We start from the raw sequence: 14397 nt of genomic DNA, 5'->3' as shown, positions 1-14397 counted from the left end.
AAAATTTTAATATTCAATGCATTATCAGGCGACATCAAGGCGGTTGCGTGATATCGCGGCGCCGTGGCGCTCTCACTCCCCGGCCGGTCCCCCACTCGGCCATCCCGCCTGGCCTTCCCCCCGACCATCGACTATCGTGATCCCCTGAACTCACGCAATCACCGATTGAGGAGTCTGCAATGGTCACCCCCGTCGCGCATCCTGACGCGAACCTGTCCCCAGAGCTTTTGAAGCGGATCGACGCCTACTGGCGCGCCTGCAACTACCTGGCCGTCGGCATGATCTATCTGCGGGACAACCCGCTGCTGCGCGAACCGCTGCGCGAGGAACACCTCAAGCAGCGCCTGCTCGGTCATTGGGGCGCGAGTCCTGGACTGTCGTTCATGTACGTCCATCTCAACCGCATCATCAATGCCTACGACCAGCGCGCCATCTTTCTCGCTGGCCCGGGTCACGGCGCCCCCGGGGTGCTCGCCCCGGTCTATCTCGAGGGCACCTACTCCGAGGTCTACCCGAACAAGAGCGAGGATGAGGAAGGTCTGCGCGCCTTCTTCAAGCAGTTCTCCTTCCCCGGCGGCATCGGCTCGCACTGCACGCCCGAGACCCCCGGTTCGATCCACGAGGGCGGCGAGCTGGGCTACTCGATCTCGCACGCCTTCGGCGCCGCCTTCGACAACCCGGACCTGTTGGTCGCGGTCGCCGTCGGCGACGGCGAGGCCGAGACCGGACCGCTGGCCACCTCCTGGCACTCAAGCAAGTACCTCAACCCGATCCGCGACGGTGCGGTGCTGCCGATCCTTCATCTCAACGGCTACAAGATCAACAACCCCACCCTGCTCTCGCGCATCCCCAACGAGGAACTGAGCAACCTGATGCGCGGCTACGGCTGGACTCCGCACTTCGTCGAGGGCGACGACCCGATGGCGATGCACCAGCGCATGGCCGAGACACTCGATCGCTGCCTCGCCGAAATCCGCGGCTTCCAGCAGCAGGCACGCGAGAGCGGCCAGGCCAGCCGCTGCCACTGGCCGATGATCGTACTGCGCACCCCCAAGGGCTGGACCGGGCCGAAGACGGTCGATGGCAAGCGTGTCGAGGGTTTCTGGCGCGCCCACCAGGTGCCGCTCTCGGGGATGCACGGCAACCCTGCCCATCTCGAACAACTCGAGGCGTGGATGCGCAGCTACCGCCCCGAGGAGCTGTTCGACGAGCAGGGCCGATTGCGCCCCGAACTCAAGGCCCTCGCGCCCAGCGGCGAGATGCGCATGAGCGCCACTCCCCACGCCAACGGCGGCCTGCTGCGCCGCGCGCTGCGCCTGCCCGACTTCCGCGACTACGCCCAGCCGATCGGCCGACCGGGTACCGAGCGGGCGATGAACACCCGCCCCCTAGGGGCGATGCTGCGCGACGTGATGGCGCGCAACGCGGACAACTTCCGTGTCTTCGGCCCGGACGAGAACACCTCCAACAAACTCGACGCCATCTACGAGGTGAGCAAGAAGCTGTGGCTGTGCGACTATCGCGAGGAGGACGCCGACGGCGGTGAACTCTCACCCGACGGTCGGGTGCTGGAGATGCTCTCCGAGCACACGCTGGAGGGCTGGTACGAGGGCTATGTGCTCACCGGTCGGCACGGCTTCTTCGCTACCTACGAGGCCTTCGTCCACGTCATCGACAGCATGTACAACCAGCACGCCAAGTGGCTGTCGATCTGCGAGGACATCCCCTGGCGCGCCCGCATCTCCTCGCTCAACCTGCTGATCACCTCCACCGTCTGGCGCCAGGACCACAACGGCTTCACCCATCAGGACCCGGGCTTCCTCGACGTGGTGGTCAACAAGAACCCCGAGGTCACGCGGATCTATCTGCCGCCGGACGTCAACACCCTGCTCTCGACCGTCGACCACTGCCTGCGCAGCCGCGACGACATCAACGTGATCGTCGCCGACAAGCAGAACCACCTGCAGTACCTGGACATGGACGCGGCCATCAAGCACTGCACCAAGGGCATCGGCATCTGGGAGTGGGCGAGCAACGACCAGGGCGGCGAGCCCGACCTGGTGATGGTCGGCTGCGGCGACATCCCCACCAAGGAGGCGCTGGCGGCCACCGCGCTGTTGCGCGAGCACTTCGCCGACATCCGCATCCGCTTCATCAACGTCGTCGACCTGTTCCGTCTGCAACCGGCCGGCGAGCACCCCCACGGGCTCGACGACGCCGACTTCGACAGCCTGTTCACCAAGGATCGGCCGGTGATCTTCAACTTCCACGGCTATCCCTGGCTGATCCACCGTCTCGCCTACCGTCGCACCAACCACAGGAACCTGCATGTGCGCGGCTACAAGGAGAAGGGCAACATCAACACCCCGCTGGAGCTGGCGATCAACAACGAGATCGACCGCTTCAGCCTCGCCATCGACGCCATCGACCGCGTGCCGCGGCTACAGGTGGCCGGCGCTCACGTCAAGGAGCGGCTGCGCGACATGCAGATCGAGTGTCGCAACTACGCCTTCGAGCACGGCGTCGACAAGCCCGAGGTCGACGATTGGACCTGGCCTTATTGAGCTGATCCGACCGGGGCGCGTGAGCGCGCGCCCCGCCCCGACGCATCTCCCTTCTCCCCACACTGAGGCGTCACCGATGAGCAAGGCGCAACGACCCAAGTCACCCTGCGAGCCCCGCGAGCCGACCCGCACCGGGATGTCGAAGGAGGCGTTGAAGCAGGCCTATATCGACAACCTGTTCTTCATCCAGGGACGCTTTCGCGAGGTCGCCACCCCTCACGACCTCTACATGGCCGCGGCCTTCACCGCGCGCGACCGGTTGCTCGAGCGCTGGGTGCGCTCGGCGCAGCTGTTCAAGTCGAGCCATGCACGCACCGTCTGCTATCTCTCGGCCGAGTACCTGCTCGGCCCGCACCTGGCCAAGACGCTGATCAATCTCGGCATCACCCAGGCGGCGCGCGAGGCGGCCGAGGAACTCGAACTCGACTTCACCGCGGTGCTCGAGGAGGAGGAGGAGCCGGGACTCGGCAATGGTGGGCTGGGGCGACTGGCGGCCTGCTTCATGGACTCGCTCGCCACCCTGCGCATCCCCGCCATCGGCTATGGCATCCGCTACGAGTTCGGCATCTTCGACCAGCGCATCGAGGACGGCTGGCAGGTCGAGGTCAGCGACAACTGGCTGCGCAACGGCAACCCCTGGGAGATCCCGCGACCGAAGATCTGCTTCCCGGTCTGCTACGGCGGGCACACCGAGCGTTATCGCGACGCCGATGACCAGTGGCGCACCCGCTGGGTACCGGCGATGGTGATCCAGGGCATGGCCTACGACACCCCGATCCTCGGCTTCGGCACCGACAACGTGAACCTGTTGCGGCTGTGGAAATCGGAAGCGGCCGAGTCGCTCGACTTCCAGGCCTTCAACATCGGCGACTACTACGGCGCGGTGCACGCCAAGATCGAAGCCGAGACCATCTCCAAGATCCTCTATCCCAACGACGAGCCCGAGGCGGGCAAGGAGTTGCGACTCAAGCAGCAATACTTCTTCGTCTCCTGCTCGATCCAGGACATGATCCGGCTGCATCTCAACACCGTCGGACCGATCGAGCGATTCGACCGCAAGTTCGTCGCCCAGCTCAACGACACCCACCCGGCGCTGGCCATCGCCGAGCTGATGCGGCTATTGCTCGACGAACACGGGATGGACTGGGAGCAGGCCTGGGGGATCACCCACCGCACCTTCTGCTACACCAACCACACCCTGCTGCCCGAGGCACTCGAGACCTGGCCGGTGGCGCTGCTCGAACGGCTGCTGCCGCGCCATCTGGAGATCATCTACGAGATCAACCAGCGCTTTCTCGATCAGGTGCGGATACGCTTCTTCGCCGACGACGCGCGGGTGGCGCGGATGTCGCTGATCGGCGAGGACGGCGAACGCCAGGTGCGCATGGCGCACCTGGCGGTGGTCGGCAGCCACCAGGTCAACGGGGTCGCAGAGCTGCACTCGGAGTTGGTGCGCACCACCATCCTGCGCGACTTCCACGATCTCTGGCCGGAGCGCTTCACCAATGTCACCAACGGGGTCTCGCCGCGACGTTTCATCATGGTCAGCAACCCGCGGCTGGGGCGGCTGATCAGCGAGGTCTGCGGCAACACCAGCTGGGCGCGCGACCTCGAGCAGCTGCGCCGGCTCGAGGAGCACGCCGACGACCCCGCCTTCCAGGCCCGCTGGCGCGAGATCAAGAGCGCCGCCAAGCGCGATCTGGCCGACTGGATGGCCGCGCGCACCGGGGTCGATCTCGACCCGGTGCAGCTCTTCGACGTCCAGGCCAAGCGCATCCACGAGTACAAGCGCCAGCACCTCAACGTGCTGCACATCATCCGCACCTACCAGCGCATCAAGCAGGACCCCAATCACGACCTGGTGCCGCGCGCCTTCATCTTCGGCGGCAAGGCCGCACCCGGCTACTTCGCCGCCAAGCTGCTGATCAAGCTGATCAACGCCGTGGCCGAGGTGATCAACCACGACCCCGAGGTCAACGGCACCATCCGCGTCGCCTTCATGCCCGACTTCAACGTCAAGAACGGCCAGCGACTCTACCCCGCCGCCGATCTCTCCGAGCAGATCTCGCTCGCCGGCAAGGAGGCCTCGGGGACGGGCAACATGAAGTTCTCGATGAACGGAGCACTGACCATCGGCACTCTCGACGGCGCCAACATCGAGATCCGCCGCGCCGTGGGCGAGGAGAACTTCTTCCTCTTCGGCATGGACGCCGAGACCGTGGCACATCGCCAGGCCGAGGGCTACCGTCCCTGGGATCATTATCACGGCGACCCCGAGCTGCGCGCCGATATCGACCTGATCAACTCGGGGCTGTTCTCGCACGGCGACACCAGCCTGTTCCGCCCGCTCACCGACCAGCTGGTCAACCACGACCCCTTCATGGTGCTGGCCGACTATCGCGCCTACCTGGAGGCGCAGGAGCATGTCAGCAGCGCCTACCGCGACCCCGCGCGCTGGACGCGGATGTCGATCCTCAACGTCGCGCGCATGGGCCACTTCTCCTCCGATCGCGCCATCCGCGAATATGCCGAACGGATCTGGGCGGTCGAACCGCTGCCGGTGGAGAGCGGGCAGGAGACGGAGCACTGACCATTCGTCCGAGCACAAAATGTGACGCTTGTCACGCCAGCAGGTCTTGACTTATAAGGGTTTCCTGATCGAAAGCCCCGTACCCGCAGGTGCGGGGCGCGTCGGCATGGACCGCGACGCCGGGCATCCACTCGGCATGCCGACCACTCGACGGCCATGACAGGCGACTACCACAGGGAACGAATGATGTCCGACACCCCCAAGGCGCTCTTCGATGTCACCGTGCTGACCGCGGCCATGACCACGGAGAGCGCCGGCAATGATCCGGCACGCGCGGCCTTCACCCTGGTCACCGATGGTCGCGTACGCGGCTATGTCTGTGCCAGCGCGATCGACGCGCTGCACGACTTCCTCGCCCGCTCCCAGGGACAGCGCCAGGCGCGCGGCGCACTCGACCGGCTGCGCACACTCTTCGAGATCGCCCCGGTCGACGCCGGCATCGTCGACGCGGCCATCGGTCTCGGCTGGGACTATTTCGACGATGCCCTGACCCACGAGTGCGCGCGCGCCCAGGGGCTCGACTACCTGATCACCGTCAACCCCGAGGACTTCCCCGGCAGCGCGCTCAAGGTCCAGCCGCCCGAGGCCTTCGTACGCGAACTCCACGGCTGACCCCGTCTCGGCGACGGTCTGCTCCAGTCACCCTGAATCAGCGCTTGCGCACATCCAGATACTCACGCTCGATCGCCGTCTCCAGCGCCTGCATGCCCTTGACCAGTTCCTCGTAGCGCATCCGCAACGCATGCAGCCGCGCCACTCCCTCCTTGCCCGGCAGCTCGCCGTTGCTCTTGGTGGCGATCTCGAACAGCGCCTGCAGATAGCTCGCGCGCGCGCGCGCCACCATCTCGATCACCGGATTGAGATCCGTCAGGGTCAGCTCCGAGATCGCCGGATTGATGTGGCGGCGGTTGATCTCGCGGATCGCAGCGTCGATCTCCAGCAGCAGTCGACTGTTTTCGTTTGGCATGCTTGCTCCTCAATTCGCTCACTGAAAGCGTCCCGCTTCTCGCCTGCGCGAGGACCATACGCCACGCCGGCGCACACGTCGATCGAGGCGCGATCTCCGGCACGAAGATGCTCGCATCCCCTATCATAGGCGCATCTGACCAACTCCCTGCCTCCCCTCGCCGTCCGACATGACTGACCCAGACCGCATCATCAGCCCTCAGGCCGCCACCGACGACAATGCGCTCGATCGCGCCATCCGCCCCCGCACGCTCGCCGACTATGTCGGCCAGCCGGCGGTCTGCGACCAGATGGAGATCTTCATCGGCGCGGCCCGGGCGCGCGCCGAGGCGCTCGATCACGTGCTGATCTTCGGCCCCCCCGGTCTCGGCAAGACCACGCTCGCCCACATCATCGCCCAGGAGATGCAGGTCAACCTGCGCCAGACCTCGGGACCGGTGCTGGAGAAGCCCGGCGATCTGGCCGCGCTGCTCACCAATCTCGAGGAGGGCGACGTACTCTTCGTCGACGAGATCCACCGTCTCAGCCCGGTGGTCGAGGAGGTGCTCTACCCGGCGATGGAGGACTACCAGATCGACATCATGATCGGCGAGGGGCCGGCGGCGCGCTCGATCAAGCTCGACCTGCCGCCCTTCACCCTGGTCGGCGCCACCACCCGCGCCGGATTGCTGACCTCACCGCTGCGCGACCGCTTCGGCATCGTCCAGCGGCTTGAGTACTACTCCCCCGCCGACCTCACCACCATCGTCGAGCGTTCGGCGCGACTGCTCGGTATCGCCACCGACACCGCCGGCGCCGGTGAGATCGCGCGCCGCTCGCGCGGCACCCCACGCATCGCCAACCGGCTGCTGCGCCGGGTGCGCGACTATGCCGAGGTGCGCGCCGACGGCCATATCGACGCCGCCGTCGCCGATCGCGCGCTGGAGATGCTCAAGGTCGACGCCCAGGGCTTCGACCACATGGACCGGCGGCTACTCGAGGCGGTGATCGAGAAGTTCGACGGCGGCCCGGTCGGGGTCGAGAGCCTGGCCGCGGCGATCGGCGAGGAGCGCGGCACCATCGAGGACGTGCTCGAACCCTACCTCATCCAGCAAGGCTTCCTGATGCGCACCCCGCGCGGGCGCATGGCCACCCAGATCGCCTACGACCACTTCGGCCTGCGCGCGCGCCGCGACGTCGAACCCGGGCTGTTCGATCAACCGACGGAATGAGACGGCCCGCCCTCTTGGCGACGGAATCAGTGACGACATGCCCCAACTGCACATCCCGCTCGATCTACTGATGTACTGCACCAGCCTCGCTGCGGTGGCAATGATGGCCGCCGCCGCAGTGCTCGAGGCCGGGCGCAAGCGCTTCGATCTGTTCGGCATGGTGGTGGTGGCGCTCGCCGCAGCGCTCGGCGGCGGCTCGCTGCGCGACCTGTTGCTCGACCGTCCGGTGTTCTGGATCGCCGACCAGACCTACTCGATCGTCGCCCTCGGCGCGGCGCTCTTCACCTTCTTCCTGGCGCGGGTGTTCTCGCTGCCGGCGCGGCTGTTCCTGATCCCCGACGCGCTCGGGCTGGCGCTGTTCACCGTCACCGGCACCAAGGCCGCGCTCGCCTGGGACGCGCCCTGGCTGGTGGCGAGCTTCATGGGGGTGATCACCGGGGTGGTCGGCGGCATCCTCCGCGACGTGCTCTGCAACGAGGAACCGCTGGTGTTCCAGGGCACCCTCTACGCCACCGCCTCCTGGCTCGGCGCACTGGTGCTCCTGGCGATGCTCGAACTGGAGATCAACCCCAGCATCGCCGCCGTCACCGGCGGCAGCCTGGTGTTCCTGCTCCGGCTGGCAGCGATCCGCTGGGAGATCAGCCTGCCCTACTTCACCACCAAGGAGTGATCGGCGCGCAGCGCGCGCCACGCCGGGTGCGCCTCGATCAGCGCCAGCGCTTCGGCCAGCAGGGTCTTGCCCGGCTCCATCTTGAACCAGGTCGAGGCCCCAGAGGAGTGCGGCAGCGGGATCATGTCCGCCTCCCAACCGGCCGGGTCGCGATAGCGCCACTGCTGACCGACCACCTCGTTGAGCCGTTTGAAGTCCATCAGCTGGGCGATGGCGAGCTTGCCCACCGGGATGATCAGCCGTGGGCGCAACAGCGCCAGCTCGCCGCGCCACCACTCGGCGCAACGCACGATCTCCTCGCCATCCGGCACTCGGTCCCCGCCCTTCGGGTTCTTGCCCGGGAAGCAACGACACACGGCGCTGATCAGCAACCGCTCACGACAGACCGGTTCGTCCATGCCGATCGAGCCGAGCCAGCGAAACAGCGTCTTGCCCGCGGTCCAGCAGAACGGCAGCCCCTGCTCGATCTCGCGGGTACCCGGCGCCTGACCGACCAGCATCACCGGCGAGATCAGGGTGGCGCTGTGTACCGAGGGGCCGAACATCGCCGGACAGCGCCGACAGTCCTCGAGCGCGTGGTGCAGACGGGTGAGAGCGACGAGCCGGTCCGCCGGAGTGGCGGCGGCAGGAACGGGAGGAAGACTTGAGGACATCGGATTCCTGGAAAGGGACTGGGTTCAGTCGAAACGACGGGCGATCCGCTGCAGCTGCACGCGATGGGTGCGGTTGTGCAGCGCCGCCAGGGCATGCCACTGGCGCGCGTCGAGCGGACCGAACCAGGGATGGGGATAGACCGCGTGAGCATTGAGCGGGCCGAGTCGCTCGATCACCTCGGCATGACGCTCGACGCTGGCGCGCAACGCGTCGATCCGGTCTGGACCGGCGTCGACGTGCGGGGTGACATCGGCATGGCCGATCTCGATGCGCTGGCCGTGGGTGACGCAGAGCGCGTGGACCAGCGCGGTGATGGCGGCATTCACCATCACCAGGTGATCGAGCACCATGTAGACCGACCAGTCACGCCCACCGGGCTCGAGACCGATCACCCGCCGTACCCGCGCGGCGCACCGTCCCTGCTGCTCGTCGAGCCGGGCAGCGATGGCGCAGGCCTGCTCGGCCTCGGCGCGAAACAGGCGCAGCACCGTCGCCGGCGAAGCGAACGCGACATAGGCCCGCATCCCGAGATCGACCATCAGGCGCTCATGCGCCGGGAGCTGATATCGGTTCGCATCGGTCGCGTCGCGCTCGGCCATGGCTACTTCCCCTTGCCCCAGCTGTCGCGCAGCCCCACGGTACGATTGAACACCGGACGCTGCGCCGTTGAATCGGGATCGACGACGAAATAGCCCTCACGCTCGAACTGGAAGCGCTCGCCCGATTGCGCCCCGCCGAGGCTCGGCTCGAGCATGCACCCGACCAGCACCTCGAGCGAGTCGAGATTGATGTCGTCACGATAATCCTGCCCCTCGGCGCCAGGCATCGCAACCCGGAACAGACGGTCGTAGAGGCGCACCTCGGCGGACACCGCGTACTCGGCGGCGACCCAGTGGATCACCCCCTTGACCTTGCGCCCCTCGGGCTTGCAGCCGAGGGTGGCGGGATCGATGCTCGCGCGCAGCTCGACGACCTCACCGGCAGCGTCCTTCACCACCTCGTCGCAACGGATCACATAGGCGTTGCGCAACCGCACCTCGCCGCCCGGCACCAGCCGCTTGAAGCCCTTCGGCGGCACTTCGGCGAAATCCGCGCGATCGATATAAAGCTCGCGCCCGAAGGGGATCTCGCGGCTGCCCTGGGTCTCGTCCTTGGGGTGGTTGGCCGCGCTGATGTTCAGCACCTCGTCCTCGGGGTAGTTGGTCAGCACCACCTTGAGCGGGCGCAGCACCGCCATACGGCGGGGCGCGTGGGCGTCGAGATCGTCGCGGATGGCGCTCTCGAGCATCGCCATCTCCACCCGGTTCTCCGACTTGGTCACGCCGATGCGCTCGCAGAACTCACGCAGCGCCGCCGGGGTATAGCCGCGCCGACGCAGCCCGGCAATGGTCGGCATGCGCGGATCGTCCCAACCCTCGACGTGCCCTTCGGCGACCAGCTCGGTGAGCTTGCGCTTGCTGGTGACGGTGTACTCGAGGTTGAGCCGGCTGAACTCGATCTGACGCGGCCGGCTCGGCACCGAGACATGCTCGACGCACCAGTCGTAGAGCGGACGGTGGTCCTCGAACTCGAGGGTGCAGAGCGAGTGGGTGACGCCCTCGATGGCGTCGCTCAGCGGATGGGTGAAGTCATAGGTCGGGTAGAGACACCAGGCATCTCCGGTCTGGTGATGGATCACCCCGTGCTTGATGCGATAGAGCACCGGATCGCGCAGATTGATGTTGGGCGCGGCCATGTCGATACGCGCGCGTAGGGTGCGCGAGCCGTCGGGGAACTCGCCGGCGCGCATCCGCGCGAACAGCTCGAGGTTCTCCGCCACCGGACGATCGCGCCACGGGCTCGGGCGACCGGGTTCGGTGAGGGTGCCGCGATACTCGCGCATCTGCTCGGCGTCGAGTTCACAGACATAGGCCAGCCCCTGCTCGATCAGCTCGACGGCGAAGCCATGGAGCCGCTCGAAGTAGTCGGAGGCAAACCGCGCCTGCCCGCCCCACTCGAAGCCGAGCCAGCGCACGTCGGTCTTGATCGCCTCGACGAACTCGAGGTTCTCCTTGTGCGGATTGGTGTCGTCGAAGCGCAGGTTGCACTGCCCGCCGAGCGACTCGGCCAGCCCGAAGTTGAGCGCGATCGACTTGGCGTGGCCGATGTGCAGATAACCATTGGGCTCGGGCGGGAAACGGGTCACCACCCGGTCGTGGGTCCCGGCGGCCAGATCCGCTTCGACGATCTGGCGAATGAAGTTGGTGCGGGTCGGCTCGGCAGCGTCGGTCATGATGTCTCGGGGAGTCGAAGGGTTGGACGGCAAACAGGATATTTTATCGCGCGCGCCCCTGGGCGTCAGCCTGACTGATCGATCGACAGCGGGCAGCACTCAGCCGCCAGCCGCCAGCCGCCAGCCGCCAGCCGCCAGTGGGCGCATAGACCCGACGAACGCAGCGGGCACGAACCACCCCACGCCGCCTCTCGCTGTCAGCCCCAAAACACAGCAGGACCTGCGTGATGCTCTTGCTGTTGATCTGCTCACCACCACCCACCGAGAGCGCCCCCCTTCGCGATTTTGCGATCCGCGCTCCAGCTGCCACCATCCAGCTGAAGGCTGAAGGCTGAAGGCTGAAGGCTGAAGGCTGGAGGCTGGAGGCTGGAGGCTGGCGACTGGCGACTGGCGACTGGCGACTGGCGACTGGCGACTGGCGACTGGCGACTGGCGACTGGCGACTGGCGACTGGCGACTGGCGACTGGCGACTGCTAGCCTAGCCCTTCATCCGCCCATCACCGGAGCCGATCATGCTCGTTCATTTCCAGACCAGCGCCTATGCCACCATCACCATGTTCGGCGAGGTCGCCGTGCCCCTGATCAAGCTGATGGGGCACAGCGGCAGCGTGCCCGGCGCGCTGCTCGCCGCCGATGTGCCCCGGGCGCTGGAGCGACTGCGCACCGGGGTCGCGGAGCACCCCGGGCTTCGTCTCGACCCGCGGCGCGATAACGACGACGAGCGCCGCCATGTCAGCCTCGCCCATCGTGCCCTGCCGCTCATCGAACTCCTGGAGGCGGCCGCGGCCGCCGAGGCCAATGTGATGTGGGACCACTGAACGAGCACTGGCGCACTCAAGGCCGCACGCCCGGAGTGGTAATCTGATCCGTTCTGGAGGGATTCCAGGCACGGGCGCGAAGGCGCCCGGTCCCCACCGCCGGGACCGGTCGGCGGCGATCACGACAACCATAAGCACATGCGCACGCACAGCAGACGACTTCTCGGCCTCACCCTCGGGCTCACCAGCCTGTCGGCGCTGGCCACACCGATCGATCTTTCCGGCTGGCAGGCCGAGGGGCCCGGCAAGTGGCAACTCGGCGCCCCGGGCAGCGTCACCCAGACCCGCAACGAGGCCCCCACCGTCTTCTTCAGCAGCGACCCGGCCCAGGGCTTGAGCCTCTCCGGACAGCTCCAGGTCGACTACGCCAAGGACAACGATGTCATCGGCTTCGTCCTCGGCTATCAGGCCGGTGATCTCGGCGCCAGCGACGTCGACTATCTGCTGATCGACTGGCGCCGCTCGGACCAGAGCCGCTACGGCGGGCGCGCCGAGGGCGGTCTGGCCATCTCGCACGTCACCGATCGGCTCGACGAGAACAGCGGCGCCTGGTGGCACGACCCGGCTCAGGGCGTCGAGGAGCTGGCGCGCGGGCTCACCCTCGGCGACACCGGCTGGGACCCCTACACCAGCTACGACTTCGACCTGCACTTCACCGCCACCGGGGTCGAGCTGTTCATCGACGGCATCAAGGAACTCGATCTGGCGGGCAACTTCGCCGACGGCGGGATCGGCTTCTACAACTACTCGCAGCGCAACGCGATCTACTCCGGGCTGCAGTTCACCGCGCTCGCCGCGGACGACAGCGGTAGCATTCCGGCGCCGACGAGCCTCGCCCTGCTGCTCGCGGGCGTCCTCGGGCTGGGGCTGAGTCGCCGCAGGCGCTGAGCCCGAACGCAAGCGCGCCGGGGCCCGCGAGGACCCCGGCGCGCGGGTCGTTCGAGCCGACGACGGACCGATCAGGCGGCGCCCTCGCGCTCGGCGATATAGGCGAGCGCCTTGTCGATACGACGCAGCGTCGCCTCCTTGCCGACCAGCATCAGCGTCTCCTCGATCCCCGGGGAGGCGGCGCGACCAACGATGGCCACGCGCAGCGGCTGGGCGACCTTGCCCATCTTCACCTCCAGCTCCTCGGAGACGCGCTCGACCACGCGCTTGAGATCGTCCGGGTTCCAGTCCTCGTAGGCCATCATCTCGAAGGCGGCGCGCAACCGCTCGAGCGCCTCGCGCGCGACCGGGCGCAGATGCTTCTTCGCCGAGGTCTCGTCGAATGCCTCGAAGTCCTGGTAGCAGAAGGCGCTGATCTCGGCCAGCTCGGCGAGGGTCTTGGCGCGCGCGGCCTGGGCCTTGACCACCTCGGCCAACTCCGGGCCGGTGCTGGGATCGATCCCCAGTCGCCCCATGTGCGGGCTGAGCAGACGGGCGATGCGGGAAGGCTCGGCATGGTGCAGATAGTGCTGGTTGAGCCAATCGAGCTTGTCGGTGTTGAAGGCCGAGGCGGCCTTGTTGACCGCACCGATGTCGAACAGCTCGACCATCTCCTCGAGCGAGAAGATCTCCTGGTCGCCATGCGACCAGCCCAGGCGCACCAGATAGTTGAGCAGCGCCTCGGGCAGATAGCCCTGATCGCGATAGGACATCACCCCCACCGCGCCGTGACGCTTGGACAGCCGCGCGCCGTCGTCGCCGAGGATCATCGGCACATGGGCGTACTGCGGCACGTCGCGACCGAGCGCGCGCAGGATGTTGATCTGGCGCGGGGTGTTGTTGATGTGGTCGTCGCCACGGATGACATGGGTGATGCCCATGTCGGCATCGTCCACCACCACGGTGAGGTTGTAGGTCGGCGAGCCGTCGCTGCGACGGATGATCAGGTCGTCGAGTTCGGCGTTGTTGAACGGCATCCGTCCGCGGATCATGTCGTCGACCACCACCACGCCGTCGGCGGGGTTCTTGAAACGGATCACATGCGGCTTGTCGGGGTCGACCTGACGGTTGCGGCAGCAGCCGTCATAGCGTGGCTTGACCTTGCGCGCCATCTGGTCCTCGCGCAGCTTGTCGAGTCGCTCCTTGGGACAGTCGCAGCGATAGGCCAGGCCCTTGTCGAGCAGCTCGTCGATGACCTGGTTGTAACGGTCGAAGCGCTGCGTCTGGTAGAAGGGCCCCTCGTCATACTCGAGCCCGAGCCAGGTCATGCCCTCGAGGATCGCGTTGACCGACTCCTCGGTCGAGCGTTCGAGATCGGTGTCCTCGATCCGCAGCACGAACTGCCCACCGTGCCTGCGGGCGAAGAGATAGCTGAACAGCGCGGTACGAGCGCCGCCGACGTGCAGATAGCCGGTTGGAGACGGTGCGAATCGGGTACGAACGGTCATGGGATTCCGGATCGGTTGTGATGGGAGTGAGCGCAGATTCTAGCAGAGCCGATCGCCGCGAACGCGGGTGGCGCGGGTCGGCGGAGAATCGAGACGAGCGGAGCGCAAATGATACGACCGACCTCCAGCCGCCAGCGTCACGCCGAGCGCGCTGCGGCTGGAGGCTGGAGGCTGGAGGCTGGAGGCTGGAGGCTGGAGGCTGGAGGCTGGAGGCTGGAGGCTGGAGGCTGGAGGCTGACAGCTTGTCCCCTCCCCGAGCCCTGGGGTATGGTCCGA

The 14397-nt window shown here is 67.0% G+C and carries 12 protein-coding genes; 7 read left to right on the top strand and 5 right to left on the bottom strand.

Features of this window, described 5'->3' with window-relative positions; translation table 11 throughout:
• Window positions 1-179 precede the first annotated feature (179 nt).
• The 3 genes from MARPU_RS04680 (at window position 180) to MARPU_RS04670 (ending at window position 5766) form a co-directional block, all read left to right on the top strand.
• Complete coding sequence (locus tag MARPU_RS04680; protein ID WP_005220299.1) at window positions 180-2564, top strand: phosphoketolase family protein; 2385 nt, start codon at window positions 180-182, stop codon at window positions 2562-2564.
• A gap of 76 nt (window positions 2565-2640) precedes the next feature.
• Complete coding sequence (locus tag MARPU_RS04675; protein ID WP_005220297.1) at window positions 2641-5154, top strand: glycogen/starch/alpha-glucan phosphorylase; 2514 nt, start codon at window positions 2641-2643, stop codon at window positions 5152-5154.
• A 186-nt stretch (window positions 5155-5340) separates the two neighbouring features.
• Window positions 5341-5766, top strand: coding sequence for a type II toxin-antitoxin system VapC family toxin (locus MARPU_RS04670; protein ID WP_005220295.1), 426 nt, complete (start codon window positions 5341-5343; stop codon window positions 5764-5766).
• Between the two features lie 37 nt (window positions 5767-5803).
• Here the strand turns inward: MARPU_RS04670 and MARPU_RS04665 are convergent, their stop codons facing one another.
• Entirely contained in the window at window positions 5804-6121 is a 318-nt protein-coding gene (locus MARPU_RS04665; RefSeq protein WP_005220294.1) for a hypothetical protein, read from the bottom strand.
• Window positions 6122-6290: 169 nt separating this feature from the next.
• On the opposite strand from MARPU_RS04665, the gene ruvB reads away from it, so the two are divergent.
• Both ruvB and MARPU_RS04655 read left to right on the top strand, forming a co-directional pair.
• Window positions 6291-7331: a Holliday junction branch migration DNA helicase RuvB gene (gene ruvB / locus MARPU_RS04660; RefSeq protein WP_005220292.1), complete on the top strand. Its 1041-nt coding sequence runs from the start codon at window positions 6291-6293 to the stop codon at window positions 7329-7331.
• Between the two features lie 37 nt (window positions 7332-7368).
• Window positions 7369-8001, top strand: a complete 633-nt coding sequence (locus tag MARPU_RS04655) for a trimeric intracellular cation channel family protein (protein ID WP_005220290.1) — start codon at window positions 7369-7371, stop codon at window positions 7999-8001.
• On the opposite strand, the gene MARPU_RS04650 is transcribed toward MARPU_RS04655, so the two are convergent.
• Genes MARPU_RS04650 through MARPU_RS04640 form a run of 3 tightly spaced genes read right to left on the bottom strand, consistent with a single transcriptional unit; the run spans window position 7980 to window position 10927 of the window.
• A complete protein-coding gene (locus MARPU_RS04650; protein ID WP_005220288.1) occupies window positions 7980-8654 on the bottom strand; it encodes a uracil-DNA glycosylase family protein in 675 nt (224 codons plus the stop codon). The two genes, MARPU_RS04655 and MARPU_RS04650, sit on opposite strands and share 22 nt — an antisense overlap.
• 24 nt (window positions 8655-8678) lie before the next feature.
• The gene (locus tag MARPU_RS04645; protein WP_005220286.1) at window positions 8679-9254 is read right to left on the bottom strand and encodes a DinB family protein; all 576 of its coding nucleotides are present in this window, start codon (window positions 9252-9254) and stop codon (window positions 8679-8681) included.
• 2 nt (window positions 9255-9256) lie between these two features.
• On the bottom strand, window positions 9257-10927 hold the full coding sequence (locus MARPU_RS04640; RefSeq protein WP_005220284.1) for a glutamine--tRNA ligase/YqeY domain fusion protein: 1671 nt from the start codon (window positions 10925-10927) through the stop codon (window positions 9257-9259).
• Window positions 10928-11440: 513 nt separating this feature from the next.
• Here MARPU_RS04640 and MARPU_RS04635 point away from each other — a divergent pair.
• Window positions 11441-11746 (top strand): DUF1840 domain-containing protein, encoded by a 306-nt coding sequence (locus tag MARPU_RS04635; RefSeq protein ID WP_005220282.1) that lies wholly within the window; start codon window positions 11441-11443, stop codon window positions 11744-11746.
• Between the two features lie 138 nt (window positions 11747-11884).
• Complete coding sequence (locus tag MARPU_RS04630) at window positions 11885-12634, top strand: PEP-CTERM sorting domain-containing protein (protein WP_005220280.1); 750 nt, start codon at window positions 11885-11887, stop codon at window positions 12632-12634.
• 71 nt (window positions 12635-12705) lie between these two features.
• Here MARPU_RS04630 and gltX read toward each other — a convergent pair whose 3' ends face one another.
• Window positions 12706-14121 carry a glutamate--tRNA ligase gene (gene gltX / locus MARPU_RS04625; protein WP_005220278.1) on the bottom strand — a complete coding sequence of 472 codons (1416 nt, stop codon included), beginning with the start codon at window positions 14119-14121 and terminating at the stop codon, window positions 12706-12708.
• Between the last annotated feature and the right edge of the window lie 276 nt (window positions 14122-14397).

This window comes from Marichromatium purpuratum 984 (genome assembly GCF_000224005.2).
Taxonomy (GTDB): Bacteria; Pseudomonadota; Gammaproteobacteria; order Chromatiales; family Chromatiaceae; genus Marichromatium; species Marichromatium purpuratum.
The sequence above is the reverse complement of the archived record's forward strand: the minus strand, read 5'-3'. Positions and strand labels throughout refer to the sequence as shown.